23 protein-coding genes are annotated in these 26675 nt (G+C 73.0%); 13 read left to right on the top strand and 10 right to left on the bottom strand.

Going from position 1 to position 26675, the window contains the following annotated elements:
• Positions 1-79 precede the first annotated feature (79 nt).
• A complete protein-coding gene (locus tag ACK8HX_RS09750; protein ID WP_411940495.1) occupies positions 80-1282 on the top strand; it encodes a CaiB/BaiF CoA transferase family protein in 1203 nt (400 codons plus the stop codon).
• Positions 1279-2772, top strand: a complete 1494-nt coding sequence (locus tag ACK8HX_RS09745; RefSeq protein WP_411940494.1) for a carboxyl transferase domain-containing protein — start codon at positions 1279-1281, stop codon at positions 2770-2772. The genes ACK8HX_RS09750 and ACK8HX_RS09745 overlap by 4 nt, the downstream gene beginning before the upstream one ends.
• Positions 2773-2781: 9 nt before the next feature.
• Here ACK8HX_RS09745 and ACK8HX_RS09740 read toward each other — a convergent pair whose 3' ends face one another.
• Complete coding sequence (locus tag ACK8HX_RS09740) at positions 2782-3720, bottom strand: DMT family transporter (protein ID WP_411940493.1); 939 nt, start codon at positions 3718-3720, stop codon at positions 2782-2784.
• Between the two features lie 308 nt (positions 3721-4028).
• On the opposite strand from ACK8HX_RS09740, the gene ACK8HX_RS09735 reads away from it, so the two are divergent.
• From ACK8HX_RS09735 to ACK8HX_RS09700, 8 genes are all read left to right on the top strand, one after another.
• Positions 4029-4970: a carbamate kinase gene (locus ACK8HX_RS09735; RefSeq protein ID WP_411940492.1), complete on the top strand. Its 942-nt coding sequence runs from the start codon at positions 4029-4031 to the stop codon at positions 4968-4970.
• Between the two features lie 53 nt (positions 4971-5023).
• The gene (bar, locus tag ACK8HX_RS09730; protein WP_411940491.1) at positions 5024-6163 is read left to right on the top strand and encodes a barbiturase; all 1140 of its coding nucleotides are present in this window, start codon (positions 5024-5026) and stop codon (positions 6161-6163) included.
• 204 nt (positions 6164-6367) lie between these two features.
• Positions 6368-7423 (top strand): LacI family DNA-binding transcriptional regulator, encoded by a 1056-nt coding sequence (locus tag ACK8HX_RS09725; RefSeq protein ID WP_411940490.1) that lies wholly within the window; start codon positions 6368-6370, stop codon positions 7421-7423.
• Positions 7420-8700 (top strand): sugar ABC transporter substrate-binding protein, encoded by a 1281-nt coding sequence (locus ACK8HX_RS09720; RefSeq protein ID WP_411940489.1) that lies wholly within the window; start codon positions 7420-7422, stop codon positions 8698-8700. Before ACK8HX_RS09725 ends, ACK8HX_RS09720 begins: the two co-directional genes overlap by 4 nt.
• Before the next feature lies 1 nt (position 8701).
• Positions 8702-9649 carry a carbohydrate ABC transporter permease gene (locus tag ACK8HX_RS09715; protein ID WP_411940488.1) on the top strand — a complete coding sequence of 316 codons (948 nt, stop codon included), beginning with the start codon at positions 8702-8704 and terminating at the stop codon, positions 9647-9649.
• 7 nt (positions 9650-9656) lie between these two features.
• Positions 9657-10481, top strand: coding sequence for a carbohydrate ABC transporter permease (locus ACK8HX_RS09710; RefSeq protein ID WP_411940487.1), 825 nt, complete (start codon positions 9657-9659; stop codon positions 10479-10481).
• Between the two features lie 98 nt (positions 10482-10579).
• Entirely contained in the window at positions 10580-12172 is a 1593-nt protein-coding gene (locus ACK8HX_RS09705) for a glucoamylase family protein (RefSeq protein ID WP_411940486.1), read from the top strand.
• Complete coding sequence (locus ACK8HX_RS09700) at positions 12165-14021, top strand: glycoside hydrolase family 3 protein (protein WP_411940485.1); 1857 nt, start codon at positions 12165-12167, stop codon at positions 14019-14021. Before ACK8HX_RS09705 ends, ACK8HX_RS09700 begins: the two co-directional genes overlap by 8 nt.
• A gap of 18 nt (positions 14022-14039) precedes the next feature.
• Here ACK8HX_RS09700 and purH read toward each other — a convergent pair whose 3' ends face one another.
• The 8 genes from purH to sucC all read right to left on the bottom strand — a co-directional run bounded on the left by purH (position 14040) and on the right by sucC (position 21656).
• The gene (gene purH, locus ACK8HX_RS09695; RefSeq protein WP_411940484.1) at positions 14040-15665 is read right to left on the bottom strand and encodes a bifunctional phosphoribosylaminoimidazolecarboxamide formyltransferase/IMP cyclohydrolase; all 1626 of its coding nucleotides are present in this window, start codon (positions 15663-15665) and stop codon (positions 14040-14042) included.
• 375 nt (positions 15666-16040) lie between these two features.
• Complete coding sequence (locus tag ACK8HX_RS09690) at positions 16041-16466, bottom strand: TIGR03618 family F420-dependent PPOX class oxidoreductase (RefSeq protein ID WP_411940483.1); 426 nt, start codon at positions 16464-16466, stop codon at positions 16041-16043.
• 31 nt (positions 16467-16497) lie between these two features.
• Complete coding sequence (gene purN / locus ACK8HX_RS09685) at positions 16498-17088, bottom strand: phosphoribosylglycinamide formyltransferase (RefSeq protein WP_411940482.1); 591 nt, start codon at positions 17086-17088, stop codon at positions 16498-16500.
• Positions 17085-18326 (bottom strand): cell division protein PerM, encoded by a 1242-nt coding sequence (locus ACK8HX_RS09680; protein ID WP_411940481.1) that lies wholly within the window; start codon positions 18324-18326, stop codon positions 17085-17087. Before ACK8HX_RS09680 ends, purN begins: the two co-directional genes overlap by 4 nt.
• Before the next feature lie 166 nt (positions 18327-18492).
• Positions 18493-18822, bottom strand: coding sequence for a hypothetical protein (locus ACK8HX_RS09675; RefSeq protein WP_411940480.1), 330 nt, complete (start codon positions 18820-18822; stop codon positions 18493-18495).
• Between the two features lie 5 nt (positions 18823-18827).
• Positions 18828-19418: a type IV toxin-antitoxin system AbiEi family antitoxin domain-containing protein gene (locus ACK8HX_RS09670; RefSeq protein WP_411940479.1), complete on the bottom strand. Its 591-nt coding sequence runs from the start codon at positions 19416-19418 to the stop codon at positions 18828-18830.
• A gap of 133 nt (positions 19419-19551) precedes the next feature.
• The gene (gene sucD / locus ACK8HX_RS09665; RefSeq protein WP_411940478.1) at positions 19552-20445 is read right to left on the bottom strand and encodes a succinate--CoA ligase subunit alpha; all 894 of its coding nucleotides are present in this window, start codon (positions 20443-20445) and stop codon (positions 19552-19554) included.
• A gap of 32 nt (positions 20446-20477) precedes the next feature.
• Positions 20478-21656, bottom strand: coding sequence for an ADP-forming succinate--CoA ligase subunit beta (gene sucC, locus ACK8HX_RS09660; protein WP_411940477.1), 1179 nt, complete (start codon positions 21654-21656; stop codon positions 20478-20480).
• Positions 21657-21814: 158 nt separating this feature from the next.
• On the opposite strand from sucC, the gene ACK8HX_RS09655 reads away from it, so the two are divergent.
• On the top strand, positions 21815-22327 hold the full coding sequence (locus ACK8HX_RS09655) for a hypothetical protein (protein WP_411940476.1): 513 nt from the start codon (positions 21815-21817) through the stop codon (positions 22325-22327).
• Positions 22328-22349: 22 nt separating this feature from the next.
• On the opposite strand, the gene ACK8HX_RS09650 is transcribed toward ACK8HX_RS09655, so the two are convergent.
• Positions 22350-24374 carry a M4 family metallopeptidase gene (locus ACK8HX_RS09650; RefSeq protein WP_411940475.1) on the bottom strand — a complete coding sequence of 675 codons (2025 nt, stop codon included), beginning with the start codon at positions 24372-24374 and terminating at the stop codon, positions 22350-22352.
• A gap of 251 nt (positions 24375-24625) precedes the next feature.
• On the opposite strand from ACK8HX_RS09650, the gene ACK8HX_RS09645 reads away from it, so the two are divergent.
• Together ACK8HX_RS09645 and ACK8HX_RS09640 are read left to right on the top strand one after the other, a co-directional pair.
• Entirely contained in the window at positions 24626-25558 is a 933-nt protein-coding gene (locus tag ACK8HX_RS09645; protein ID WP_411940474.1) for an esterase/lipase family protein, read from the top strand.
• 252 nt (positions 25559-25810) lie between these two features.
• Positions 25811-26593: a M23 family metallopeptidase gene (locus ACK8HX_RS09640; protein WP_411940473.1), complete on the top strand. Its 783-nt coding sequence runs from the start codon at positions 25811-25813 to the stop codon at positions 26591-26593.
• Positions 26594-26675 lie beyond the last annotated feature (82 nt).

Here is a 26675-nt window from a genome sequence, read left to right as displayed (position 1 = left end):
ACCCCGGCCCGGGTCGCCGAACGCGGCGTGCGCGCCCGTGGCTAGGTTGGCGGGACACCGAGCGGGACAGGAGCCCACCGTGAGCGGACCCCTCGACGACGTCGTCGTCATCGACCTGACCCGCGCCCTCGCCGGACCGCACTGCGGGATGATGCTCGGCGACCTGGGCGCGCGCGTCATCAAGGTCGAGACCCCCGGCACCGGGGACGAGTCGCGCGGGTGGGGCCCGCCGTTCGTCGGCCCCGACGACCAGCCCGTGTCCACGTACTTCCTGTCCTGCAACCGCAACAAGGAGTCCGTCGAGCTCGACCTCAAGAGCGACGCGGGCCGGGCCGTGCTCGCCCGCCTCGTGGGCCGCGCGGACGTCCTCCTCGAGAACTTCCGCCCCGGAGTCCTCGACCGGCTCGGCTTCCCGATCGAGCGCCTCCACGAGCTCAACCCCGGCCTCGTCGTCCTGCGGATCAGCGGGTTCGGCCACGACGGGCCGGAGGGCGGCCGCGCCGGGTACGACCAGATCGCCCAGGGCGAGGGCGGCCTGATGTCGCTGACGGGCGCCGATGCCGACCACCCCCAGCGCGTGGGCGTCCCCATCGGGGACCTGCTCGCCGGGATGTACGGGGCGTACGGCGTCGTGGCCGCGCTCCACGAGCGCAACCGCACCGGAGTCGGCCGGGTGGTCCGGACCTCGCTGCTCGCGTCGATCGTCGGGGTCCACGCCTTCCAGGGCACCCGGTACACGGTGGCCGGCGAGGTCCCCACCGCCGGCGGCAACCACCACCCCTCGATCTGCCCCTACGGCCTGTTCACCTGCGCGGACGGGATGATCCAGCTGTCGTGCGGCAGCGAGGGCCTGTGGCAGAGGCTCGCCGACGGGTTCGGGATCGACGCCGCCGCACCGGGGTTCGCCACCAACCGCGAACGGGTCGAGAACCGGGAGGCCGTCATCGCCACCGTCAACGAGGCCTTCGCCGACATCCCGCTCGACACGCTGCTCGCCCGCCTCGCCGAGTACGGCATCCCGGCCGGCGAGGTCCGCACGCTCGACCGGGTCTACGAGTGGGAGCAGACGCGCAGCCAGGGCCTCGTCATCGACGTCGACCACCCGCTGCTCGGCCGCATCGAGGTCCCCGGGCCGCCGATCCGCCTCGACGACAACGCCTTCGCCGGGGGACGCTCCGAGCACGCGCACCCGCCGCTCCTCGGCGAGCACACCGAGAGCGTCATCGCGTGGCTCGACGACCTCGACGCGCAGGACGCCGGAGACGCGGGAGGCGCCGGATGACCGAGCGCCCCCGCCGCCCCGGAGCGCGGGAGCTGCTCGACGCCGTCCTCGACGAGGGCAGCTTCGTCTCGTGGGACCTGCCGCCGGTGGTCGTCGCGGAGGCCGGGAGCGAGTACGCGGCCGAGCTGGCGGCCGCGGCGGAGCGCGCGGGCACCGACGAGGCCATCGTCACCGGCGAGGGCCGCATCCACGGCCACCGGGTGGCGGTCGTCGTCGGCGAGTTCCGGTTCCTCGCGGGCTCGATCGGCCGGGCCGCCGCCGAGCGGGTGACCCTCGCGTTCGAGCGCGCGACCGGCGAGCGGGTGCCCCTGTTCGCCGCCCCCTCCTCGGGTGGCACGCGGATGCAGGAGGGCACGCCGGCCTTCGTGACGATGGTGAAGATCTCCGCGGCCGTCGCGGCCTTCAAGGAGGCCGGACTCCCCTACATCACCTACCTGCGCCACCCCACGACCGGAGGGGTGCTCGCGTCGTGGGGCTCGCTCGGGCACGTGACCGTGGCCGAGCCCGGGGCGACGATCGGCTTCCTCGGGGCCCGGGTCTACGAGGCGCTGTACGGCGAGCCGTTCCCCGACGACGTCCAGACGGCGGAGAACCTCTACGAGCACGGCCTCCTCGACGCCGTCCAGCCCGTCGAGGCGCTGCCCGCCATCGCCGGCCGCTTCCTCGACCTCGTCCTCGCCGACCGTGCGCTGCCGCCGGTCCCCGAGGTCCCGAAGGAGCCCCTGCCCGACGTGCCGGCCTGGGAGTCGATCACCCGCTCCCGGCACCCCGAGCGCCCCGGCGTCCGCGCCCTCCTCAAGCTCGGCGCCACCGACGTCCTCCCCCTGTTCGGCACCGGCGCCGGCGAGTGGGACCGCAGCCTCTTCCTCGCCCTCGCCCGCTTCGAGGGCGCCCCGTGCGTCGTCCTGGGCCAGGACCGGCGGGCCGAGCGCGCCGAGGCGCCGCTCGGGCCCTCGGGCCTGCGCGTCGCCCGCCGCGGGATGAAGCTCGCCACCGAGCTCGGCCTCCCCCTCGTCTCGGTCATCGACACGGCGGGCGCCGCGCTGTCCAAGGAGGCCGAGGAGGGCGGGATGGCGGGCGAGATCGCCCGGTGCATCGCCGAGCTCGTCGTCCTCCCCGTCCCGACGGTGTGCGTCCTGCTCGGCCAGGGGACGGGCGGCGGCGCACTGGCGCTCATGCCCGCCGACCGCGTCGTCAGCGCGCAGCACTCGTGGCTCTCGCCCCTTCCGCCGGAGGGCGCGTCGGCGATCCTGCACCGCACCCCCGACCGGGCGCCGGAGATGGCGGCCCAGCAGCGGGTGCGGGCCCTCGACCTCCTCCAGGCCGGCATCGTCGACCGGATCGTCGCCGAGCACCCCGACGCCGCCGAGGAGCCCGAGGCCTACTGCCGCCGCATGGCGCAGGCGATCAGGCACGAGCTCGCGGAGCTCGTCGCCCTCGAGCCGGCCGCCCGGCTCACCGCGCGCCACGACCGCTGGCGCGCCCTCTGAGCTGGGCCCTCAGCGCGAGGGGGTGAGGGCGTCCTCGGCGCGGACCGGGGCGTCGACCGACGGGCGGCTGCTGCGCTGCTCGTGGAGGGCGAGCCCGACGACGGCAGCGAGGACGATCGCCATCCCCAGCCACTGCGTCGCGGTCGGGCGGGCGCCGAACGCGACGAGCCCGACGAGGGCCGCCGTGAGAGGGAAGGCGAGCTCGGCGAGGGTCGCGCGCGAGGCCGGTGTGCGACCGAGCGCCAGGTAGTACAGGACGAGGGCGATGAGCCCCGGGAACAGCGCGAGGAGAAGGATGTTCGGCGCGGCGTCGAGCCCCACGGCGAGCGGGGTCGACGTGACCAGGGCGATGACGAGCAGGGTCACGAGGCCGATCCCGAAGCGGAGCGCGGTCAGGTCGCTGAACGACAGCTCGGCCCGGGCCGCCCGGCCGAGGACCGTGCCCGCCGCCCACAGGGCCGCGGCGCCGATGGCGAGCAGGGCGGCCTGGGCGCTGGAGACCGTGACGCCGAACGGGTCGGCGAAGGCGAGCAGCCACGCGCCGACGAGGGCCGGCGCCAGGAAGAAGGCGTAGCTGGGGCGCAGCCGCTCGCCGAGGACGACCGCCGCGAGCGCCACGGCGATGAGCGGCTGGAGCTTCTGGAGGACCTGGGGGGTGATGGGGTCACCGAGCCGGAAGGCCGCCGTGAACAGCGTCGTCGCGAGGGCCGACGACCCGGCGCCGATGACGACCGCGCTGACCTTCGTGCGGGTGCTGGCGGCGAGGAGGTGCCGCACCGCGCGGAGGAGGAACGGGCTGACGAGGACGACGAGGACGAGGTGCTCCCAGAACACCACGGCGAGCGCCGGGTACTCCTTGGCGAGGGGGCCGCGCCAGAGGGCCGACAGGCCCCAGAACGAGGCGGCGAGGGCGACGAGCCACGTGCGGTCGGAGACCTTGGATGCCATGCGGCACAGCATCGCGCACCGGTGCGCGCGCCGGTAGACCGGTCCCGCGGCGGCGCCCCTCCCCACGGCGTGTGCCCAGCCGGTCGCCGGGGCAGCCAGCTGAGCCCACGCGCGCCCACCATCCCTCCGCGTGTGCCCAACAGGTCGCCGGGACAGCCAGCTGAGCACACGCGACCGGGGTCCATGGGTCGGAGTTGCCAACCGGGCACCGCCCGTTGGGCAGGTGTCGACAACGCCGCGCCGGTCGGAGGCTCCTAGGGTCGGAAGCCCCGGGCAGCCCGCCCGGTCGGTGACGGACGGAGGCGAGGATGCGGGTCCTGCTGGCGCTCGGCGGCAACGCGATGACGGCCGCCGACGGCACGGCGACCCCCGCGGCCCAGATCGCCGCCGTCGAGGTCGCGATGGAGGCCGCGGCACGCCTCGTCGCCGCCGGCCACGAGCTCGTCATCACCCACGGCAACGGCCCCCAGGTCGGCAACCTCCTCGTCAAGAACGAGCTCGCCGCGCACGTCGTCCCACCCGTCCCCCTCGACTGGTGCGGCGCCCAGACGCAGGGGACCCTCGGCTTCACGATCCTCGACGCCCTCGACGGCGCCCTCGCGGCCGCCGGAGCCACCCGGCCCGTCGCCGCCCTCGTCACCCGGACCCTCGTCGACCGCGACGACCCCGGCTTCACCCACCCCACCAAGCCGATCGGCCGCTTCCTCCCCGAGGCCAAGGCCAAGGCGATGGTCGAGCACGGCCAGGTCTGGGAGGACCGCGGCGAGAAGGGGTGGCGCCGCGTCGTCGCCTCCCCCGAGCCGCTGGAGGTGCTCGACGTCGAGCCCGTGCAGGCCCTGCTCGCCAGCGGGCACGTCGTCGTCGCGGCGGGCGGGGGCGGCATCCCCGTCGTGCGTGGCACGGACGGTCGCCTGCGCGGCGTGGAGGCCGTCATCGACAAGGACCTCACCGCGGCCCTGCTCGCCCGCACCCTCGACGCCGACGTCCTCGTCATCGCCACCGACGTCGACCACGCCGCCGTCGACTGGGGTACCCCGCAGCAGCGCGACCTGGGGCGCGTCTCGCTCGCCGAGCTCCGCCGGCACGCCGAGGCCGGCCAGTTCGCCTCGGGGTCGATGGGCCCCAAGGTCGAGGCCGCCACCCGGTTCGTCGCCGGTGGCGGGCCGCGCGCCGTCATCACCTCGTTGACCCACATCACCGATGCGGTCGAGGGCGAGTTCGGCACCGTCATCGAACCCGAGCACTCCTGAACCACAACCGAACCCACGCAACGGCCACCGGCCGACCGAGAGAGGAACCCACCGTGCCCGACGCCATCGAGGTCCGCAAGGTCCCGCTGCACACCGTCTCCGACGCCTCCGAGCTCGGCGAGCTCATCGACGCCGGCGTCATGGAGGCCGACCGCGTCATCGCCATCATCGGCAAGACCGAGGGAAACGGCGGGGTCAACGACTACACGCGCATCATCGCCGACCGCGCCTTCCGCGAGATCCTCGTCGAGAAGGGTGCCGATCCCGCGAAGGTCAAGGAGGTCCCGATCGTCTGGTCGGGCGGCACCGACGGCGTCATCAGCCCCCACGCGACGATCTTCGCGACGGTCGCCCCGGAGGACGCCGAGCAGACCGACGAGCCGCGCCTCACGGTCGGCTTCGCGATGAGCGAGCGGCTCGCCCCCGAGGACATCGGGTACGTCGCGATGGTCGAGAAGGTCGCCGCCGCGGTGAAGGTCGCGATGGAGCGCGCCGGCATCACCGACCCGGCCGACGTCCACTACGTCCAGACCAAGACCCCGCTGCTCACCATCCACACGATCCGCGACGCCAAGAGCCGCGGGAAGCACGTGTGGACCGAGCACACCCACGAGTCGATGGACCTGTCGAACGGCACGACCGCGCTCGGCATCGCCGTCGCCCTCGGCGAGATCGAGATGCCGACCGACGCCGACGTCATGCACAACCGCGACCTGTACTCCTCGGTCGCCTCGTGCTCCTCCGGCGTCGAGCTCGACCAGGCGCAGGTCGTCGTCGTCGGCAACGCCCGCGGGGTCGGGGGCCGCTACCGCATCGGCCACTCCGTCATGCAGGACGCCCTCGACCAGGACGGCATCTGGGCCGCCATCAAGGACGCCGGCCTCGACCTCCCCGAGCGCCCGCACCGCAGCGACCTCCAGGGGCGCCTCGTCAACGTCTTCCTCAAATGCGAGGCCAGCCAGGACGGCACCGTCGCCGGCCGCCGCAACGCGATGCTCGACGACTCCGACGTGCACTGGCACCGCCAGATCAAGAGCTGCGTCGGCGGCGTCACCGCCTCGGTGACCGGCGACCCGGCCGTCTTCGTCTCGGTCTCGGCGGCCCACCAGGGCCCCGAGGGCGGCGGCCCCGTCGCCGCCATCGTCGACCTCGGCGCCGGCGAGCCCACCGGCTACCGCCCGCCGACCGCCTGACGGCTCACCCGCCCACGGCCCACGACGCGCCGCTCCCGCCACCGCGGGGGCGGCGCGTCGTCGTCCGTCCCGACCACCGGGTCCGTGCTCGTCGGGCACGGGATCCGGACGTTACCGTTTCGTGACCTCACGAGACCCCCCAAGCCCCCACACCGCGCGGCATCGTCGTCATCGGTCTTGTAAGCGCTTTCAAGGATGAGGCGGATGACGGAGCAGTCACGCGGACGCCAGCAGGCGGCGACGATCTACGCGGTCGCCGACCTCGCGCAGGTGTCGATCGCCACGGTGTCGCGTGTCCTCCAGGGCTCCCACCTCGTCACCGAGAAGACCCGCGAGAAGGTCCTCGACGCCGTCCGCGCCCTCGACTACCTGCCCTCCGGCGCCGCGCGCAGCCTCGCCGCGCGACAGCACGCCGCCTTCGGCCTCGTGCTCCCCGAGCTGAGCGGCCCCTACTACTCCGAGCTCCTCGTCGGCTTCGAGACCCGCGCCGCCGAGCTGCACCAGAGCGTCATGCTCGTCATCGCCGGCACCAAGGACGACCACGGCCGCGCGCTGCGCACGCTCGCCAGCCAGGTCGACGGCGTCGCGGTCATGGGTGCCGACGTCAGCCACGTCCGGGCCAGCAGCAAGCCGCTCGTCGTCATCGCCGGCCAGGGCCGCCCCGACACCGAGGTCATCCTCACCGAGAACGTCGAGAGCGCCCGCACCCTGACCGAGCACCTGCTCGACCACGGCCGCAGCCGGCTGCTCTTCGTCGGTGACCCCGGCGCCGCGCGTGACGTCCACGAGCGGCACGAGGGCTTCCTCGCCGCCCACGCCGGGCGCGGCCTCGTGCCCGCCGCACCCGTGCTCGCGCCCTTCCGCGAGCGCGAGGGCGCGGCGGTCGCCGACCGGATCATCTCCGGCGAGCTGAGCACCGACGCGCTCGTCTGCGGCAACGACGAGCTCGCCCTGTCCATCATGTCGCGCGTCCTCGACGCCGGCCTCGACGTCCCCGGCGACCTCGCGGTCGTCGGGTGGGACGACGTGATGACCGCGCGGTACGTCCGCCCGGGCCTCACGACCGTCCGCCAACCCGTGCAGGAGGTCGGGGCACTCGCCGCCGACCGCCTCCACGACCTCGTGAGCGGCGCCCCCTCCGGCGCCCTGCTCCACGTCCTGCCCACCGAGGTCGTCATCCGCAGTTCCTGCGGCTGCCCGGCGCCCTCACGAACGAACACCGTCTCCCCCGCCCCACCCAGAAAGCGAGACCCCCGATGAGACGCACCTCCACCATCACCGTCGCCGGCCTGGCGGCCGTCGCCCTGACCCTGAGCGCCTGCGGCCGAGAGGAGGGCGGCAGCACCGGCGGCGAGACCGGCGAGGCGATCGGCTCCGGCGCCGCCAAGGGCACCATCACGGTGTGGGCCATGGGCGCCGAGGGCGAGAAGCTGCCCGAGCTCACCAAGGAGTTCGAGGCCGCCAACCCCGGCACCAAGGTCGAGGTGACCGCCATCCCCTGGGACGCGGCGCACGACAAGTTCACCACCGCCATCACCGCGAACAAGACCCCGGACGTCGCGATGGTCGGGACCACGTGGATGGGCGAGTTTGCCAAGATGGGCGCGCTCGACCCCACCCCCGCCGAGATCGACAAGAGCGTCTTCTTCGAGGGCGCCCAGAAGACCACCGAGGTGGGTGGCACCTCCTACGGCATCCCGTGGTACGTCGAGACCCGCCTCGTCTACTACCGCACCGACCTCGCCGAGAAGGCCGGCTTCACCACCCCGCCGACCGACTGGCAGGGCCTGAAGGACATGGCCAAGGCGATGCAGGACAAGGCCGGCGCGAAGTACGGCATCGGTCTGCAGGCCGGCGGCGTCGGCTCGTGGCAGTCGATCATGCCCTTCGCGTGGTCGGCCGGCGCCGACCTCACCAAGGACGGCGGCAAGGCGTACAACTTCGACAGCCCCGAGGTCCTCAAGGCCGCCGAGTACTACCAGTCCTTCTTCACCGACGGCATCTCGGACAAGGCCGCCCCGGCGACCCCGACGACCGAGCCCGACTTCGTCAGCGGCAAGGTCCCGATGTTCATCTCCGGCCCGTGGATGATGTCCGCGGTCGAGAAGGCGGGCGGCGGTGAGGCGTTCAAGGACAAGTACGGCGTCTTCCAGATCCCGGCCGACAAGCAGTCCAGCTCGTTCGTCGGCGGCTCGAACCTCGCCGTGTTCAAGAACTCGAAGAACCGCGACACCGCCTGGAAGTTCGTCCAGTTCCTCGGCGACGCCAAGACCCAGGCCAAGTGGTACGGCATCTCCACCGACCTGCCGTCGGTGAAGAGCGCCTGGCAGGACCCGGCCCTCGCCAGCGACGAGAAGCTCGCCGTCTTCGGCAAGCAGCTCGAGACCGCCCAGGCACCGCCGTCGTTCCCCACGTGGGAGCAGGTCGTCACCGCCTTCGACACCGAGATGGAGAAGGTGACCAAGACCGGGGCCGACCCCGCGGCGGCGCTGAAGACGGTGCAGAGCCAGGCCGACTCGATCGGCACCGGCAGCTGACATGACCACCGCCACCTCCGACGCCACCACGGTGCGTCAGGAGGACCCCGCCCCCCGGAGGTCCCGTCCCAGGACGGGCCTCCGGGAGGGTCGGGCGGCCTGGGTCCTCGCCCTGCCGTTCTGCGTCCTCTTCCTCGTCTTCACGGTCTGGCCGGTCGCGCAGTCGCTCTTCATGAGCTTCACCGACACCCGGGCCGCGGACCTGCGGTCGCCGTTCTCGGTCGACATCGTGGCCCTGGACAACTACACCCGGGCCCTCGGTGACGAGAAGTTCCTCCAGGCGGTCCGCAACACGGCGTACTTCGTCGTCGTCGGCGTCCCGCTGACCCTGCTCCTCGCCCTCGCCGCGGCGGTCGCGCTCGACCGGGGGATCACCCGCTTCCGCGCCTTCTTCCGGCTCGGGTTCTACACGCCGGTCATCACCTCGATCGTGGCCGTCGCCGTCGTCTGGCAGTTCCTCCTCCAGCGCGAGTTCGGCCTCATCAACACCGTGCTCGGGTGGGTCGGCATCACCGGTCCGAACTGGCTCGGCGACCCGAACTGGGCCATGCCGGCGCTCATCCTCATGGCCGCCTGGCGCAACTTCGGGACGGGCATGATCATCTTCCTCGCGGGCCTGCAGGCGGTGCCGTGGAACCTCCACGAGGCCGCCGCGATCGACGGCGCCAACGCCTGGCAGCGGTTCCGGTACATCACCCTGCCGCTGCTGAAGCCGACCATGCTGTTCGTCTCCGTGACGACGATGATCGGCTACCTGCAGTTCTTCGAGGAGCCCTTCGTCATGACGAACGGCGGCCCGCTCGACAGCACGATCTCGATGTCGCTGTACACGTACCGGCAGTTCGGGTTCGGGAACTACGGCTACGCCGCCTCGCTGAGCTACATCATCTTCGTCGTCGTGGCCCTGGTCACGGCCCTCCAGTTCCGCGCGCTGCGCGAGAAGGGGTGAGCAGGACGTGAACCGCACGACCAAGGGCCAGTGGTGGCTCTACGGCATCCTCACCGTCGCGCTCGTCGCCGTCGCCGCACCGTTCGTCTGGATGGTGCTCGGCAGCTTCAAGTCGACGACCGAGCTGCGCCAGAGCCCCCCGACGTGGTGGCCCGAGACGGCGTCGCTCGACAACTACACGCAGCTGTTCTCCCGGCTCGACTTCGGGACGTACTTCCTCAACTCCACCGTCGTCGCGGTCGTCGTGACCGTCGGCAACCTGCTGTTCTGCTCGATGCTCGGGTACGCCCTGGCGATGCTCGAGTTCCGCGGCAAGAAGGTCCTGTTCACCCTCGTCATGGGCACCCTGCTCATCCCGGGCGTCGTGACCTTCGTGCCGCTGTTCGTCCTCGTGGCGAACGCGGGCCTCATCGACAGCCTCCCCGGCCTGATCCTGCCGTTCCTCGTGGCGCCCTTCGGGGTGTTCCTCATGCGGCAGTTCATCCTCGGCCTGCCGCGCGACCTCCTCGACGCCGGACGCGTCGACGGTGCGGGCGAGCTGCGGATCTTCGCCCGGATCATCCTGCCGCTGTGCGGGCCCGCGCTCGCCACCCTCGGCATCCTCACCTTCCTCGGCAGCTGGAACAACTTCCTCTGGCCGCTCGTCGTGGCCCAGACCGAGGACACCTACACCCTCCCGGTGGCGCTCGCCCTGTACGCCAAGGGTCAGAACTCCACGAACTACGGGCTGCTGCTCGCGGGGGCGACGGTCGTCGTCATCCCGGTGCTCGCCGTGTTCCTGGCCTTCCAGCGCCGCGTCATCGAGGGCATCGCCACCACCGGCATCAAGTAGCCGACCCAGCGGCCCGGCCCACCCGGGCCCGGGCCGGCCGACCGAACGACCACCGAACAGCGTCGCGACCGCGCGCCGCAGACGAACGGAGTCACACCATGACCGACCTCACCCTGCCTGCCCTGGGCCGCCGCCAGCTCCTCGTCGGGGGCGCCGCCTCCCTCGCCGCCCTCGGCCTCGCCCCGCAGTCCGCGGCCGCCGCATCTGGCCGCCCCGGCCTCGTCCCGAACTCCCGACTGCACCGCTGGGCCGCCGACACCTGGCGCAGCCTGGACGCGATGACCGACCCCGACACCGGCCTGCCCGCCGACAACATCCCCGAGTCGCTCGCGGCGGGCGACCGGTCGGGCTACACCTCGCCGACGAACATCGGCGGCTACATGTGGTCGGCGGTCGTCGCCCGCGAGCTCGGCATCATCACCGCCGCCGACTGCAGCCGCCGGCTCCTGCAGACCATCGAGACCCTCGAGGGCATGGAGCACCACGAGCCGAGCGGCATGTACTTCAACTGGTACGACGAGGCCACCGGCGAGACGCTGCGCACCTGGCCGGAGAGCGGCGACCCGGTCGAGCCGTTCGTGTCCAGCGTCGACAGCGGCTGGCTCGGTGCCGCCCTCCTCGTCGTGGCCAACGCCGACCCGGTGGCCGGCCCGCGCGCCAGGGCCCTCTTCGACGGCATGCGCTGGGACGCCTTCTACAACCCGGGCGACGGCGCCGACGGCCACCCGACGGTCCGCACCGGCGGCCTCATGCACGGCGGCTTCTACCCGTTCGCCGACGGCCGCCCCGGCGGCACCTACCAGGGCACCCACATCGGCGGCGAGGACGTCTGGCTCACCACCCACCACTACGACACGATCGTCTCCGAGACGCGCATCACGAGCTACCTCGGAATCCTCACCGGCCAGGTCCCGGCGAAGCACTACTTCGCCGCGTGGCGCACCTTCCCCGCGAGCTGCGACTGGAGCTGGCACGAGATGCAGCCGGTCGGCGAGACCCGGACCTACCTCGGCGTCGAGGTGTTCGAGGGCGCGTACACCTACCGCGGCATGCACATCGTGCCCGGCTGGGGCGGAAGCATGTTCGAGGAGCTCATGCCCGCGGTGTTCGTCCCCGAGGAGACCTGGGCGCCGCGCAGCTGGGGCCTGAACCACCCCCTCCACGTGCGCGCCGAGCGCGAGCACGGCATGGAGGAGGCGGGCTACGGCTACTGGGGCTTCTCCCCCGCGAGCAACCCCGCCGGCGGCTACCGCGAGTACGGCCTCGACGCCCTGGGCATGAACCCCGACGGCTACTACTCCGACCAGGAGAGCACGAAGTACGACATCGGCTTCGGCGAGTGCCGCGAGGGCACGGCGACGAACCCGACGTGGGGCGACGGTGTCGTCACCCCGCACGCGTCGTTCCTCGGGATGATGTACGAGCGCGGCGAGGCGACCTCGAACCTCATCCGGATCCAGGAGCAGCTCGGTGCCTACGGCAGCGGAGGCTTCTTCGACTCGGTCGCCGTCAAGAGCGGCACGATCGCCCGCCGCTACCTCTCGCTCGACCAGGCCATGGTCATGGGCGCCCTCGGCAACGTCCTCGCCAAGGGCGTGCTGCGCAAGGCGTTCAGCACCCGCGCCGTCGAGGCGAAGCTGCGCCCCGTCATCGGGATGGAGGAGTTCGGCGCCGGTGTCATCGATGGCTGAACCGCACGTCGGCGGCGCCGTCCGGTCCACCGGGCCGGGCGGCGTCGCCTTCCGTGACCTCAACGGCAACGGCGTCATGGACCCCTACGAGGACCCGCGCCTCTCCCCCGAGGAGCGGACCGAGGACCTGCTGGGCCGGCTCTCGCTCGCGGAGAAGGCCGGGTTGATGTTCCAGACGGTCATCGAGGCCGGTGGTGACGGGACCCTCCTCGAGGCCCCCGGGGCGATCAGCAAGTCCCCGACGAGCACGGTCGTCCTCGACAAGCACCTGACGCACTTCAACGTCCATGCGCTCGAGGACGCCCGGATGGCGGCGCGCTGGCACAACGCCCTCCAGGCCCTCGCCGAGCGGACGCCGCACGGCATCCCCGTGACGGTCTCGACCGACCCCCGGCACGCCTTCATCGAGAACGCCGGGGTCTCGTTCTCCGCCAAGGCGTTCTCGCAGTGGCCCGAGCCGCTCGGGCTCGCCGCCCTGCGGGACGTCGACGCGGTGCGTGAGTTCGCGGACATCGCCCGCCGCGAGTACTGCGCCGTCGGCATCAGGGCAGCCCTGCACCCGACCCTCGACCTCGCGACCGAGCCGCGCTGGGCCCGGCAGGCCGGCACCTTCGGCCAGGACCCCGATCTCGTCAGCGAGCTCGGCGTGGCGTACCTGCGCGGGTTCCAGGGCGAGGCGCTCGGCGCCGGGTCGGTCGCCTGCACGACCAAGCACTTCCCCGGCGGGGGTCCGCAGAAGGACGGCGAGGACGCGCACTTCCCCTACGGCCGCGAACAGGTCTACCCGGGCGGGCGCTTCGGCGACCACCTCAAGCCGTTCCCGCCGGCCATCGAGGCCGGGACCGCGGCGATCATGCCCTACTACGGCATGCCGGTCGGTCTCGAGGTCGACGGCGAGCCGATCGAGGAGGTCGGGTTCGGGTACAACCGCCAGGTCGTCACCGGGCTGTTGCGCGAGAGGCTCGGCTACGACGGCGTCGTCGTCACCGACTGGGAGCTGGTCAACGACAACCACGTCGGCGACCAGGTCCTCCCCGCGCGGGCGTGGGGTGTCGAGCACCTGGACCCGCACGGGCGGATGGAGCTCATCCTCCACGCCGGTGCCGACCAGTTCGGCGGGGAGGAGTGCGTCGACCTCCTGCTCGACCTCGTCGCCCAGGGCCGGGTCACCGAGGCCCGCATCGACGAGTCGGCGCGCCGCCTCCTCCTCGTGAAGTTCCGCCTCGGGTTGTTCGACGACCCGTACGTCGACGAGGACGCCGCTGAGGAGACCGTCGGGCGCGACGACTTCAGGGCGGCCGGGTACCGAGCCCAGGCGGCGTCGGTCACGGTGCTGCACAACGGGACCCGCGATGGCGAGCCGGCGCTGCCCATGCCGGCCGGACTGCGGATCTACGCCGAGAACATCTCGGAGGAGGCGGTGCTGCGGCACGGGACGCCGGTGGCCCGCCCGGAGGACGCCGACGTCGCCGTCGTGCGGCTCTTCGCCCCCTTCGACGCGCGGTCCGACCTGTTCCTCGAGTCGTGGTTCCACCAGGGGTCCCTCGACTTCCCCCCGGGGCTGGTCGCGCGACTGGCCCGCGTGGCCGCGGCCTGCCCGCTCGTCGTCGACGTCGTCCTCGACCGGCCGGCCGTGCTGACGCCGCTGCTGCCGCTCACCGCGGCGCTCGTCGGCAGCTACGGCTCGTGCGACGACGCCCTCCTCGACGCCCTGACCGGACGGATCCCGCCGCGCGGTCGCCTCCCCTTCGACCTGCCCCGGTCGATGGACCAGGTGCGTGCGCACGGCGAGGACGTCTCGGGGTTCGAGGACCCGCTCTTCCGGTTCGGCGAGGGCCTGACGCTCTGAGGAACCTCCGGAGGGGCGTCAGTGGGCGAAGTGGCGGGTCCCGGTGAAGTAGAGGGTGACGCCCGCGGCCCGCGCGGCCTCGACGACCTCGGCGTCCCGCATCGAGCCACCGGGGGCGACGACCGCGCGCACCCCGGCGTCGAGGAGCACCTGGAGGCCGTCGGCGAAGGGGAAGAAGGCGTCGGAGGACGCCACGGCGCCCCGGGCGCGCTCCTCGCCGGCGCGGGACACCGCGAGGTGGCAGGAGTCGACCCGGTTGACCTGGCCCATCCCGATGCCGACCGAGGCGCCGTCCCTCGCGAGGAGGATGGCGTTCGACTTCACCGCGCGCACCGCCCGCCAGGCGAACTGGAGGTCGGCGAGGGTGGAGTCGTCGGCCGGCTCCCCCGCGACGAGGCGCCAGTGCGCGGCGTCGTCGCCCCCGGTGACCGCGCCGTCGTCTCCCGTGACGACCGCGTCGACCGCGTCGCGGACCTGCATGAGCATCCCCCCGCCGATCGGCCGCGTCTCGGCGCCGCGACGCTGTGGGGCGGCGCACTCGAGGAGCCGGATGTTCTTCTTCGCCGTGAGGACCTCGAGCGCCTCGGGTTCGAAGCCCGGCGCGACGACGACCTCGGTGAAGATGTCGGCCACCGTGCGCGCCATCTCGGCGGTGACGGGACGGTTCGTGGCGATGATGCCGCCGAAGGCCGAGACCGGGTCGCACGCGTGGGCCTTGCGGTGGGCGTCGGCGACGTCGGAACCGACGGCGATGCCGCACGGGTTCGCGTGCTTGATGACGGCCACCGTCGGCTCGTCGCCGTGGTCGTACGCGGCCCGCACGGCGGCGTCGGCGTCGACGTAGTTGTTGTACGACATCTCCTTGCCGTGCAGCTGCGTCGCCTGGGCGAGGGCCGGCTGCGGCTGGAAACCGTTGGTGTACAGGGCTGCTCGCTGGTGGGGGTTCTCGCCGTAACGCAGCGTCGTCGCCTTGCTCCAGGTGCCACCCACCCAGGCGGGGAATCCGGTGCCGTCGCTCGTGTCGACGTAGGCGTTGCCCATCCACGAGGCGACGTGCACGTCGTAGGTCGCGGTGTGGACGAACGCCTCGGCCGCGAGGCGCTTGCGTGCCTCGAGGGTGAACCCGCCGCCGCGTACGGCGTCGAGCACGGCGCCGTACGTCGTCGGGTCCGTGACGACCGCGACGCTCGGGTGGTTCTTCGCGGCTGCCCGCACCATCGAGGGGCCCCCGATGTCGATCTGCTCGACGCACTCGTCCGGGGTGGCGCCGGAGGCCACCGTGGCCGCGAACGGGTAGAGGTTGACGACGACGAGCTCGAACGCCTCCACCCCGAGGTCGGCGAGCTGGGCCACGTGGTCGGGCTTGCGGGTGTCGGCCAGGATGCCGGCGTGCACGCGGGGGTGCAGCGTCTTGACCCGCCCCTCGAGGCACTCGGGGAACCCGGTGAGGTCCTCGACCTTGGTCACGGGCAGCCCGAGCGACTCGATGAGCGCGGCGCTGCCGCCGGTGGAGACGAGGGCGACGCCGGCCTCGTGCAGCCCGCGGACGAGGTCCTCGAGCCCGGTCTTGTCGTAGACGGACACGAGGGCGCGGCGGACGGGTCGGACGTCCTGCGAGGGTCCGGGGGTGGAGACGGCGGACATGGTGGGGGCTCCTCGGGGTCGGGTCGGTCACGCTGCGGGACACCCAGGCGGGCGATGCCCCGACTCACACTCCCCGGTGGTGACCCACCCGCGCCAGTCGTCGTCGTTCCTCCGACGACTGTTGCGTGCGGCTTCCCGTCGTGGGCCCGCCCGGTGGTGACCCACCCGCGCCAGTCGTCGTCGTTCCTCCGACGACTGTTGCGTGCGGCTTCCCGTCGTGGGCCCGCCCGGTGGTGACCCACCCGCGCCAGTCGTCGTCGTTCCTCCGACGACTGTTGCGTGCGGCTTCCCGTCGTGGGCCCGCCCGGTGGTGACCCACCCGCGCCAGTCGTCGGCGCCCACTCTATCGGCCCCTCGCCGAGTCGTGCAGCGGGGTCAGGTGGCGTAGGGCGACGGCGGGAGCGGGTCGGGCCAGGAGGCCCCGAGCACGCGGTCCACCTCGACGACGAGGACGACCCTCTCCGGGTTGGGGCGCGGGACCCGGTAGCGCACGGCGTAGCGCTCCTCGGCGTCACGGACGCTCGCGGCATCCTCGACGACCCTCGTGGGCCCCTCGAGCGAGATCCAGCGGCGCCGGTCGACCTGGGCGAGGGCGGCCCGACGCCCGGCACGGGCGTGACGCACCTTGGCGCTCTCGCGACTGGTGATGACGCGCGCCAGCAGGGCGTCCTCGTCCCAGGTGAAGCCGACCGGCACGACGTGCGGCGAGCCGTCGGCCCGCACCGTCGTCAGCGTCGCGAGGTGCCGCTCGCGGAGGAAGGCGAGGGCCGCCTCGGGGAGTTCGGCGGGGTGCAGGGCCACGGCGCCGATCCTCGCACGGCGGCGCGGACGGTCAGGGGAGCGGCGTCCGCCAGGAGCGGTCCGCCGCCAGACGGGTGAGGACGTCCACGAGCATCGCGCGCTCCTCGACCTTGATCCGCTCGTGCAGGGTCTCGACCGTGTCGCCGTCCTCGACGCGGACCGCCCGCTGCTCGATGATCGGCCCGGTGTCGACGCCGGCATCGACCCAGTGGCAGGTGCAGCCGGTGACCCTGACCCCGTGGGCGAGGGCGTCGCGGACGCCGTGCGCGCCGGGGAAGCTGGGCAGGAGGGCCGGGTGGGTGTTGACGACGCGGTGCGCGCCGAGGACGGCCGGCCCCAGCACCTTCATGAAGCCGGCCGAGACGACGAGGTCGGGGTCGTACGCGTCGAGGAGGCGGGTGAGGGCGGCGTCCCAGTCGGCGCGGGTGTCGTGGTCGGCGACGCGGGAGACGAAGGTCGGGACGCCCCTCGAGGACGCGCGCTCGGCGCCACCCGTGCCGTCGCGGTCGGCTCCGACGGCGAGCACCAGGAACGGCGCGCCGGCGGCCTCGGCGTCGAGCACTGCCTGCAGGTTCGACCCCGACCCCGAGACGAGGACGACCAGTCGGAGGGGCTCGGTCACCGGCGCAGCCGCCAAGCGTCACGGAGGACGACCGCGAGCGCGCCCAGCATCATCCAGCCGAAGACGGCGGCGACGAAGGAGGCGGTGGGGACCCCGACGTCGGACAGCCGGAACTGACCCGCGGAGCCCCCGCCGAGGACGTCGAGCGCGCCGAGCAGCACCGCGGTCGTCGCGCACCCCGTGGCCGAGACCGAGAGCTTGGTCCGCAGGCGCGACAGGCGGGCGACCTCCTCGAGGGCGCGACGGGCGACGAGAGCGCCGACCGCGACGACGACGAGGGCGGACAGCGCGGTGAACCACGGGAGGTCCCCCGGCTGCGGCAGGGCCGCGAGAACCGGGACCATGGGGAGCAGGCCACCGCCCGACCCCGACCAGGTGACGGCGCCGCCCTCGACGACCTCGAAGCCCGGCCCGGCGAGGAAGGAGACGGCCCAGAGCGCCAGGTTGGGCAGCGAGAGCGCCTGTGCCGCGCCGAGGAGGACGGCGCCCAGGCCCGGTGCGCCCACCTCCGCGGTGATCGTCGCGACCTTCGACCACCCCAGGGTCACGACCGCGAGGACCACGGCGGCGCCGAGGCCGACCAGCCAGAGCGCGCCGACGAGGCCGGGGCGCAGGCCGCGGCGGACGGTGTCGGGCAGCCACGGGAGGTCGAGGGCCGGGCCGAGGACGTCGGGGTCGTCGCGCACGACCGGGCGCAGCGCCAGGGCGATCGCGGTGAGGGGCAGGAGGACCGCGGGGGCGACGACGGACTCGGGGTCGACGCGGAACGGGCCGGCCGTCATCAGGCCCGCGGCGATCGCGACGGCCACGACGTACCCGCCCCACCAGGCGCCGACCGCCGCGGCGAGCGGGCGCGGCAGCAGCCCGCCCCAGTGCTCGCCGTCGGTCGAGACGTCGACCATCGCCTCACGGACGCCGACCCGCGCGAGGAGGACGAGGGCGGCGAGCCCGAGCAGGGGCACGAGCGAGAACAGGGCACCGTCGGCGACGACGTGGCCACCGGAGACGAGGAACCACAGGGCCGCGGCGGTGCCGACCGGCTGCCACGCCGTGCCGGTGGCGAGCGGGTCGACGAGCCAGGCCAGGACGACCGGCGCTCCGACGAGGACGAGCGAGGCGAGGCCGGTGACCAGCCCGATGACGACGCCACGCCACCACGGCGGGGTCGGCACGGCGTCGGGGTCGGCCGCGTGGTCCGACCCCGGGAGCGCGGCCTTCAGGCGGTCGATCACGGTCATCGGGTCCAGTGTGCGGGAGCGTGGCCCCTGCGGGTCCGAGCACACGCCGGGGCGGACGTCATCAGCGTCATCCGCGTCGTCCGGTCCGATCGCCCACCCCGGCCCGGGCTACCTCAGTGCGCGGGAAACCGGGGCCAGGATCCCGGTTTCGAGCAGCACTGACCGGTCAGGCGGCGAGGACCCCGCTGACCGAGCAGCCCGGGCCACAGGCGCGCGCCGTCACCCCGGCACCTCGTGCCCGGAGCGCCAGGACCACGTCGACCGCGAGGTCGCACGGATCGCCCTCGACCTCGAACCACCCGGCCCGCAGCGTCACCCGGCCCCGGCCGGCCGTCCGGCGGTCGCGGCGGCGGTCGACCGCGACGTGCTCCCCCTCGTGGCCGAGACGGCCGTCGACCTCGACGACGACGCCCCACACCTCGTACTCGAAGTCCCTCCGCAGCGACCCGTCGCGCACCTGCATCGTCGACCGGGGCAGCCCATGCGCCCGTTCCACGCGTCTCACGTAGCCGACCTCCAGGAGGCTCTACCCTCGGCCACGACTCCCATCGCGGCCAGCAGGACCCGACGGTGGCGATGCCGAGACCGGGCCTCGAGCGCGTCGGTGACCTCGGCGACGGTGGTCCGGCGGCGCTGGACCCACCGCGCCGCGGTCGCCACGGCCCCACGCCACTCACCGACGTCGGCCAGGTCCAGGACGGTGGTCGCCGCGGACGTCACCGGCAGCCCGCGGCGCCGGACCACCTCGAGGTGCGATCTCATCCGGACCCGCGTGCCGCCGAGGCGCTGGACACGTCGGCCACGGGGGACCATCACGGTGATGACGGTCGGTGGCCCCGGCGCGACCCCGTGGAGGTACTCGGCCGCGCCCAGCCCCAGGGCGGCACCGTCGTCGGCGCGCAGGACGAGCGCCTGGGCCCGCCCGGCCCAGTCGATCGGTCCGGTCTGCGCGAGGTACAGGCCGCGCCCCAGGCGGCTCCACCGACCGGACTCGACCCGCCAGCGGAGCGCGTCCTCCGACAGGCCGCGCCCGAGCGCCTGCTCGGTGCTGACGACACCGTGCTGGCCGCGGATCAGCGCTTCGAGGTCCATCCGGCGATCGTGCCGGAACCCGCCCGGCTGACCGGGGCGTGATCCACAGGGCCCGGAAACGCCGCTGCGCGAAACCGGCGCCATGACACCGGTTTCGCGCAGCGGGACGTCAACGGGCCCTCGACCGCGAGGGTCAGGCGGAGAGGGACTCCATGATCTCGCGCATGAGGGCGGCGGTCTCGGACGGCGTCTTGCCGACCTTGACCCCGGCCGCCTCGAGCGCCTCCTTCTTCGCCTGCGCCGTGCCGGAGGAGCCCGACACGATGGCGCCCGCGTGGCCCATCGTCTTGCCCTCGGGGGCGGTGAAGCCCGCGACGTAGCCGACGACGGGCTTCGTGACGTTCTCCTTGATGTACGCCGCGGCCCGCTCCTCGGCGTCGCCGCCGATCTCGCCGATCATGACGATGGCGTCGGTGTCGGGGTCGTCCTGGAACGCCTGGAGGCAGTCGATGTGCGTCGTCCCGATGACGGGGTCACCGCCGATGCCGACGGCCGAGGAGAAGCCGAAGTCCCGCAGCTCGTACATCATCTGGTAGGTCAGGGTGCCCGACTTCGAGACCAGGCCGATGCGGCCGCTGCCCGAGATGTCGGCGGGGATGATGCCCGCGTTCGAGACGCCGGGGGTGATGAGGCCGGGGCAGTTCGGGCCGACGATCCGCGTCGTGCCCTTCTCCCTGGCGTAGTTGTAGAACTCGGCCGTGTCCTTGACGGCGACGCCCTCGGTGATGACGATGGCGAGCGGGATCTCGGCGTCGATCGCCTCCACCGCGGCGGCCTTGGTGAACTGGGCGGGCACGAAGATCACCGAGACGTTCGCGCCGGTGGCCTCGACGGCCTCGGCGACGGAGCCGAACACGGGGACGGTGACGCCGTCCTCGAACTCGACGGTCGTGCCGGCCTTGCGCGGGTTGACGCCGCCGACGATCGCGGTACCGCTCCTGAGCATGCGCTGGGTGTGCTTCATACCCTCGGAGCCGGTCATGCCCTGGACGATGACCTTGGAGTCGGCGTTGAGGAAGATGGCCATGGTTGTCGTGTCTCTCTTCTCTGGCGCTCTGGTCAGTTCTGGGCGGCGAGCTCGGCGGCGCGGCGTGCGGCGCCGTCCATGGTCGCCTCGATGATGACGCGCGGGTGGTTGCGCTCGGCGAGGATGCGGCGCCCCTCCTCGACGTTGTTGCCGTCGAGGCGGACGACGAGCGGCCGGTCCTCCTCGTCGCCGAGGGCGTCGAGCGCGCCGACGATGCCGTTGGCGACGGCGTCGCACGCGGTGATGCCGCCGAAGACGTTGACGAAGACCGACTTCACCTGCGGGTCGGACAGGATGATGTGGAGGCCGTTGGCCATGACCTCGGCCGACGCCCCGCCGCCGATGTCGAGGAAGTTGGCCGGCTTCTGGCCGCCGAACTCCTCGCCGGCGTAGGCGACGACGTCGAGGGTGCTCATGACGAGGCCCGCGCCGTTGCCGATGATGCCGACCGAGCCGTCGAGCTTGACGTAGTTGAGGTCCTTCTCCTTCGCCGCCGTCTCGAGCGGGTCGGTCTCGGAGGTGTCCTCGAGGGCCTCGTGCTCGGGGTGGCGGAACCCGGCGTTGGCGTCGAGGGTGACCTTGCCGTCGAGGGCGACGATGGCGCCGTCCTCGGTCTTGACGAGGGGGTTGACCTCGACGAGCGTGGCGTCCTCGTCGCGGTAGACGGTCCACAGGGTCTGGATGACGTCGGCGATCTTCGCGGCGTCCTCGCCCTCGAAGCCGGCGGCCTCGACGATCTCGCGGGCCTTGGCCTCGTCGATCCCGGTGTTCGGGTCGACCGCGATGCGGGCGAGGGCCTCGGGACGCTCGACCGCGAGGGTCTCGATGTCCATGCCGCCCTCCTTGCTGCACATCGCGAGGTAGGTGCGGTTGGCGCGGTCGAGCAGGATCGAGAAGTAGTACTCCTCGGCGATGCGGGCACCCTGGGCGATCATCACCTGGTGGACCGTGTGGCCCTTGATGTCCATGCCGAGGATGGCGCGGGCGTGCTCCTCGGCCTCGTCGACGGACTTCGCGACCTTGACGCCGCCGGCCTTGCCGCGGCCGCCGGTCTTGACCTGGGCCTTGACGACGGTGACCCCACCGCTGGCGGAGCCGATCCGCTCCGCGGCGGCGCGGGCCTCCTCGGGCGTGGTGGCGACCGCCCCGGCGAGCACGGGCACCCCGTGCTTCTCGAACACGTCACGGGCCTGGTACTCGAAGAGATCCACGGGGCGATCAGTCCTTCGCTTCTTCGGTGCTGCGGGGAATCCGGTCCGCAGGGGAGCCTAACGGGGCCCGCGGGGCCCGGTCTCCCCCGGATCCCGTCTGGGACCGATCTCACCCCCGAGCGGTCGCCCCGCGCGCCGGCCGGTGGTTGGGTGTCCGGGTGACCCCGACCCCCAGAGCCCTCGTCGCCCCGTCGCGTCCGGGCCTCGGCGCCGTCCTCACCCTCGTGCTGCTCGGCCTCGGCGCGTGCGGGAGCGGTGCGACCGCGCCCTCCGGCTCCTCGGCCGGGACGACGGTCGGCTCCGCGGCCCCGTCGGCGACCCCGACCGAGCCGTCGGGACGCCCGGCCACGGTCGTCCTCACGCGGACCGGCGGGCTCGCGGGCTTCTCCGACCGGCTCGACATCGCCCCCGACGGCACCGTGACGGGGACGACCCGCTCGGGCGAGGTCTCCTGCCGCATCGACGCGGACCTCGCAGCGGCCCTGGTGTCGGGCCCCGCGCCGACCGTCGCACCGGCCGCCGGCACCGACCGGATGGCGGTGACCCTGCAGCGGCTCGGCACCACGGCCACCCTCGGCGAGGCCCAGGGACCCGACGCCCTCTCGACGGCGGCCCGCTCCCTCCTCGACGACGTCCAGCAGCCCGAGGGCGCCCGCACCATCTGCCGGTGACGGGCGCCCTCGGGAGCGGGGGTCAGCTCGTCGTGAGCGCCGTGTCGTCGACGACGAAGGAGGTCTGCAGGCTCGAGTCCTCCGAGACCGTGAACCGGATCGTCACCGTCCTGCCCTTGTACGCGGTGAGGTCGAACGACTTCTGGGTGTACGTCGCGTTCGTGCCGACGTTGCTGTAGGTCGCCAGGGTGGTCACGGTCGAGCCGTCGACGACCTGCGCGCGCATCGTGTCGTACACCGTCGAGCCGGACTCGGCGGTGTCGGTGCGCAGCCAGAACGTCAGGGTCGCGCTGGTGACGGTCGAGGGGATCGCCACCGACTGGTTGACCGTCTCGGTCGTCGTCGACCCGTTCCCGCCCAGCCAGAGCTTCCACGACCCCGTGCGCGCCGGGCGCCCGGTGTTGTTGGTGATCGGGCCCGAGGTACCCGTCCACACCGTCGCGCCGGACTCGAAGCCCGGGTTGCCGAGGAGGTTGCCCCCCGTGGGCGGCAGGGTCGTGCCACAGGTCTCCGAGCCCGCGGGGACGTTGATCGCCGAGAACGCCGCCGCGACCGCGGTGCAGGTGGCCGAGGTGGAGCCGTACAGCTCCTTGGCCGAGGCGATGGCGCCGTTGCGCGCCGCCGCGTAGGTGCTCGTCGAGGTCAGCTTCGTCGCGAGCGTCCGGTACCAGACCTTCTCGATGTTGGTGCGGCCGGCACCGGTGACGGTCGACCCGTTGCAGGTGGGGCTGTTGTAGGCGACGCCGTTGATCGTCTTGGCGCCCGAGCCCTCGGCGGCGAGGTAGAACCAGTGGTTGAGCGGGCCCGACGAGTAGTGCGGGTCGAGGTTCTTCGTGTTCGTGGTCCAGCAGTCCTGGCTCGCGCCGTCCTTGCTCGGCTGGTCCATGTACCGCAGCGGGGAGCCGTTGCCGTTGATGTTGATCTTCTCGCCGATGAGGTAGTCCCCGACGTCGGTGCTGTTGCTGTTGGCGAACTCGACCCCGGCGCCGAAGATGTCGGAGGTCGCCTCGTTGAGGCCGCCGGCCTCGCCGGAGTAGACGAGGTTCGCCGTGTTCTCCGTGACGCCGTGGCTCATCTCGTGGGCGGCGACGTCGATGGAGGTGAGCGGGCGGGCGTTGCCCGCACCGTCGCCATAGGTCATCTGGGTGCCGTCCCAGAACGCGTTGACGTAGGCGTTGCCGTAGTGGACGCGGCTGCGGGCGCCGGTGCCGTTGTTCCAGATGCCGGCGCGGCCGTGGACGCCGTTGAAGTAGGCGTAGGTGCGCTCGGCGCCGTACTGCGCGTCGACGCCGGCGGTCTGCCGGCTCGTCGTCGACCCGTTGCCCCAGATGTTGTCGGCGTCGGTGAACTGCGTGCCCATGCCCGAGGTCGCGCCGTTGAGGTCGGTCGTGTGGTTGCCGAGGCTGTCGCGCAGCTGCCACGTGCCGCCGCTGCTCGTCGAGCTCAGCGTCACCGTGCCGGAGTACTGGCTGTTGCCCGTGCCCTTGACGACCTCGTCGAAGGAGATGATGACGGCGCCGGTCTCGGCGTCGACGATGGTGTGCAGGCGGCTCGGCGTCTGGTCCGCCAGCACGCCCGTCGTGAGGACGTCGTAGGCCAGGCGCGGCTCGCCGGAGGCCGCCCAGACGACGAGCTCACCCTCGCTCTTCTCGCCGCGGGCGGCCGACCGCTTCTCACCGGTCGCCACGGCCTCCTGCTCCGCGACGTCGGGGGTGGTCGTCCTCGCCGCGACGTCCTTGCGGTTCGCGTTGTAGCGGACGGCCTCGACGCCACCGTCCTTCGCCTTCTCCACCACGAGGTCGCCGCCGACGACCCGAAGCCCCTTCCACGTGCGCTCGTAGCGGGTGTGCGTGGTGCCGTCGGGGTCGGTGACGACGGAGCGCGCGAGGAGCCTGTCGTCCTTGCTGAGGCCCAGGGCGGTGCGGTCCTGGTCGGCACCGGCGCTCGCGGCGGTGGGCGTGCCGGCCGCGGTGGCGGCGGGGACGCCGGCCGCGAGGGCGGCGGCGACGGCCACGCCGAGGGCGAGGCCGCTGATGGGTCGGTTCACGGGTTCTCCTTCGATGGATCGGTCCGGCTTCGTCCGGGCCACGCGGAAACCTCCCCCCGACTCCCGGCCCGCCACAACAGTTCTTGCGAAGAATTGACCAAGGCGCGGGAACTCTTTACCGCCGACGAGGCGCCCCTTGACCGGACCCACAGGCGCCCAGCACGGGGGGGTTGACCCGTTCTTGACCGATCGTGGGACACCCGCCACGACGGGGGCCGGACCGGCATGGTCGGCCGTACAGTGGCCTCGCCATGGCGTCGTCATCGCGGCCGAGCGCCGCTCCGCACGTCGAGGTCCCCGCACCGACGCGGCCCTCGCCGCGCGCCGCCCTGCGCACCGTCACCGACACGGCCCGCTTCCTCCTCGACCCCGCCGTCATCGCCGGTGGGGCGGTCGAGGCCGTCTGGCTCGCCGCCCACGCGGCGACCTGGCCGCTGGGCCTGCTGGGCGGCCGCGACCGGCGCAGCGAGCCGACCTACCGCGTCGAGCACCTGCCCCCGGTGCAGCGCGGCCTGCTCGTCTCCGACGTCGAGGCGGCCGGGACGCCGATCCTGCTCGTCCACGGGATCATCAGCAACCGGTCGGTCTTCACGCTCCTGCGCCGCGGCCTCACCCGGCGCGGCTTCTCCAACGTCTTCGCGATGAACTACACGACGGTCGCCACGGACGTGCGCGCCGCGGCGGCGGGGCTCGCCCAGGAGGTCGAGCGGATCGTCGAGGAGACCGGATTCGAGCGGATCCACGTCATCGGGCACAGCCTCGGCGGGCTCATCGGTCGCTACTACGTCACCCGCCTCGGCGGTGACGCCCGCGTCCACACGCTCGTCACGCTCGGCACCCCTCACGAGGGGACCTGGGCGGCCTACGCGGTCCCCACCCGGCTCATGCAGCAGATGAGGCCGGGCAGCGGGGTGCTGCGCGAGCTCGAGCGCCCGGTCGCCGGCTGCCGCACCCGCTTCATCTCCTACTGGTCCGACAGCGACGAGGCGGTCCTGCCCCCGCGCTCCGGCGCCCTGCGCCACCCTGACCTCAGGGCCCGCAACGTGCGCCTGCACGGCGCCGGCCACCTCACGCTGCCGATGATGCGCGACGTCGTCCACGGCATCTCCACGGCGCTCGCCGTGCTCGACACCGACGGCGCCACGGTGACGTCGGGCGTCCTCCTCCTCGCCCGCGACGAGTGAGCGAGGGGCCCGTGGTGCGGGTGTGACGAACGGGGACGATGGGACGCGCGGCCGCACCCTCGACACGCGCCAAACCCGGATGTGACCCACCTCACATCCGACGCTCTCCCCGCACGTCAGCGCGGGTTGCCGAACCTTTGTCGAGACATGGAGGACAACTGGAGGTGACGCGAAGTTTGTGTCACGGAATGGTCACGGTACGGTTGGCGGCGAGTCAAAACGCCCTGCCCCCTCCCCTGAGGTCCTGCCCCCTTGAGTTCTTCGTACCGGGGGCGCCACTACGCCGGACGCCACCGCGTCTCGAGCCGTCGTGCGCGCCTGCCCCGAGCCCTCTCCTCGAGCTTCGTCCTGCCGACCACGGCAGCCGCGGCGCTCGTGGTGACCGCCACCGGAGCCACCGTCGCCGAGTCCTCTGCGGCACTGACCCTCGACCTCACGGGCCAGCAGACCGCGATCGCCCGCACCGAGCAGGCCGCGGACGAGGCGACCTCCACCGACCTGGCCTCCCGGCGCCAGGCCTCGGGCATGCAGACCGCCGCCCTCAAGGGCCGCGTCGAGGCCCAGCAGCGCGCCGCGCGTGACGCCAAGCGCCGCGCCGCCGCCGAGGCCGCCGCCCGCGCCAAGGCCGAGCGCGAGGGCAAGAAGTGGGTCAAGCCGATCCGCACCGGCAGCCTGACCTCCGGGTTCGGCCCCCGCTGGGGCAAGACGCACGACGGGCTCGACGTCGGCGCCCCCACCGGCACCCCGCTCTACGCGATGTCCAAGGGCACGGTCATCCTCTCGGACAACGTCTTCAGCTTCGGCAACAAGATCGAGATCCGCTACTGGGACGGCACCGTCTCCTGGTACGGCCACCTCAGCAAGCGGCTGGTCAGCAACGGCGACACCGTCATGCCGGGCGACCTCGTCGGGCTCGTCGGCAACACCGGCCACTCGTTCGGGTCCCACCTGCACCTCGAGATCCACCCCACCGGCGGCGACAACCCGATCAACCCGGCCCCCTGGCTGCAGCGCAAGGGGATCATGGTCGGCTGACGCCCGGCCCGCACCCTCCCGCACGACGCACCGCGCCCCCAGGACCTCGGTCCCGGGGGCGCGTCGTCGGTTGCGGGGCAGC

It is taken from the genome of Oryzobacter faecalis, from assembly GCF_046764005.1.
Classification (GTDB): Bacteria; Actinomycetota; Actinomycetes; order Actinomycetales; family Dermatophilaceae; genus Oryzobacter; species Oryzobacter faecalis.
This window is presented reverse-complemented; position numbering and strand designations above follow the sequence as displayed.

Bases quoted from the DNA above. Each gene is read 5' to 3' on its own strand.
- ACK8HX_RS09645 (WP_411940474.1), top strand. From the start codon at position 24,626: ATGGCGTCGTCATCGCGGCCGAGCGCCGCTCCGCACGTCGAGGTCCCC.
- ACK8HX_RS09725 (WP_411940490.1), top strand. From the start codon at position 6,368: ATGACGGAGCAGTCACGCGGACGCCAGCAGGCGGCGACGATCTACGCG.
- ACK8HX_RS09680 (WP_411940481.1), bottom strand. From the start codon at position 18,326: ATGACCGTGATCGACCGCCTGAAGGCCGCGCTCCCGGGGTCGGACCAC.
- ACK8HX_RS09745 (WP_411940494.1), top strand. From the start codon at position 1,279: ATGACCGAGCGCCCCCGCCGCCCCGGAGCGCGGGAGCTGCTCGACGCC.
- ACK8HX_RS09705 (WP_411940486.1), top strand. From the start codon at position 10,580: ATGACCGACCTCACCCTGCCTGCCCTGGGCCGCCGCCAGCTCCTCGTC.
- ACK8HX_RS09670 (WP_411940479.1), bottom strand. From the start codon at position 19,418: ATGGACCTCGAAGCGCTGATCCGCGGCCAGCACGGTGTCGTCAGCACC.
- ACK8HX_RS09715 (WP_411940488.1), top strand. From the start codon at position 8,702: ATGACCACCGCCACCTCCGACGCCACCACGGTGCGTCAGGAGGACCCC.
- ACK8HX_RS09740 (WP_411940493.1), bottom strand. From the start codon at position 3,720: ATGGCATCCAAGGTCTCCGACCGCACGTGGCTCGTCGCCCTCGCCGCC.
- ACK8HX_RS09735 (WP_411940492.1), top strand. From the start codon at position 4,029: ATGCGGGTCCTGCTGGCGCTCGGCGGCAACGCGATGACGGCCGCCGAC.
- ACK8HX_RS09700 (WP_411940485.1), top strand. From the start codon at position 12,165: ATGGCTGAACCGCACGTCGGCGGCGCCGTCCGGTCCACCGGGCCGGGC.
- sucD (WP_411940478.1), bottom strand. From the start codon at position 20,445: ATGGCCATCTTCCTCAACGCCGACTCCAAGGTCATCGTCCAGGGCATG.
- purH (WP_411940484.1), bottom strand. From the start codon at position 15,665: ATGTCCGCCGTCTCCACCCCCGGACCCTCGCAGGACGTCCGACCCGTC.
- ACK8HX_RS09720 (WP_411940489.1), top strand. From the start codon at position 7,420: ATGAGACGCACCTCCACCATCACCGTCGCCGGCCTGGCGGCCGTCGCC.